Below are 1286 nucleotides of genomic sequence, written 5' to 3'. Positions count from 1 at the left end.
TTCCATTAGACTTGCAAAGAAATTAATTAACAGATTGTTGTTGATAATTTTGGCATGTTAAAATGTGGAGAAGATAGCCGGTAGGAAATAGTCACGAGTTCTAGCCTTCGAGGCTCTATGTTGATCTAATGCCCTGGCTATCTTCTTTTATTAACCCAAGGCTCTATAGTAATTTAACCCCACGTTCGTAGCATGGAATTAGCCGGGTTAACTCCACATCCTAAACACTAGCATGTTATGGACAAATTTAAACTTTTTTGCGGTATCGACATCAGCAAGGCTGATATCGACGTGGTTTACGGTTCGCAATCCTCAAACCGTTATGTGAAATTAAGCAATGATGCCAAAGGCATCAGCCATCTGTTAGCTTTGTTGCTGTCGCTAGAGTCAGACCGCAGTAAGATTCTGGTCTGCTGTGAAAACACAGGCTCCTACATGGATAAACTGGCCTGTGTGCTCAAGGGTGAGGGTATATTTCTTTGGGCGGTACACCCCTTGCTGCTTAGCTATTATAGCATAGAAATCAACAGGTTTAAAACGGATAAAGCCGATGCGCATAAGATATTTTCTTATGTAGCGAGAAATCAGGACAAAGCCGTATCTTTTTATGCGCCATCACAAACCGTAAGGGAGCTAAAAGAACTCTTTACATTAAGGAAAACCCTCATTGAAACCCGGACAGCTTACACCTGCCGAAATGAAGACAGGCAACAGAAAGCCACTGCTAATGCACTGGTGATGCAAATTGAGGAGCAGCTGATAACCATATTGTCTGCGTATGTCAAAACGCTTGAAAAAGCTATTATTAAAGCTATCTCGGCCGATACGAGAATCAAAAGAATGTACCAGGTCCTTTTATCTATCCCATGCATAGGCCCGGTAACGGCGTGGCATTTCCTTTTTGTAACCGATTGCTTTGAAAGGTTCGATAATTGGAGGGCACTTGCTGCTTTTATAGGAACAGCGCCGTACCCTAAGAAGTCAGGAACTTCCGTCAAATTCAAGGACCGTGTTTCTAAGAAAGCTTATATCCCTTTAAAAGTAGACCTCAATCAAGGCATAGTCAGTGTTTGCACCAGGCCCGGGCAACTATTCTATAGTTACTATCAAGGAATGATCAAGAATAATATCGAACACCTATCCATATTGAATCGGATAAAAAACGTTTTGCTAAAGCTTGTATTCAAACTCATTCATTCGGACACACTGTTTAATCAAGAAATCTTCATGAAAAATAAACTATCATGGCAAAAACATTTGCATATGTCATAGTAATCAACATGACG

1 protein-coding gene is annotated in these 1286 nt (G+C 40.8%); it reads left to right on the top strand.

Features of this window, described 5'->3' with window-relative positions:
* Positions 1-237: 237 nt before the first annotated feature.
* Entirely contained in the window at positions 238-1272 is a 1035-nt protein-coding gene (locus AC1DXC_RS27265; protein ID WP_477462335.1) for an IS110 family transposase, read from the top strand.
* Positions 1273-1286: the final 14 nt, after the last annotated feature.

The organism is Mucilaginibacter sp. P2_D11 (assembly GCF_056404435.1).
This window is presented reverse-complemented; position numbering and strand designations above follow the sequence as displayed.

Bases quoted from the DNA above. Each gene is read 5' to 3' on its own strand.
- AC1DXC_RS27265 (WP_477462335.1), top strand. From the start codon at position 238: ATGGACAAATTTAAACTTTTTTGCGGTATCGACATCAGCAAGGCTGAT.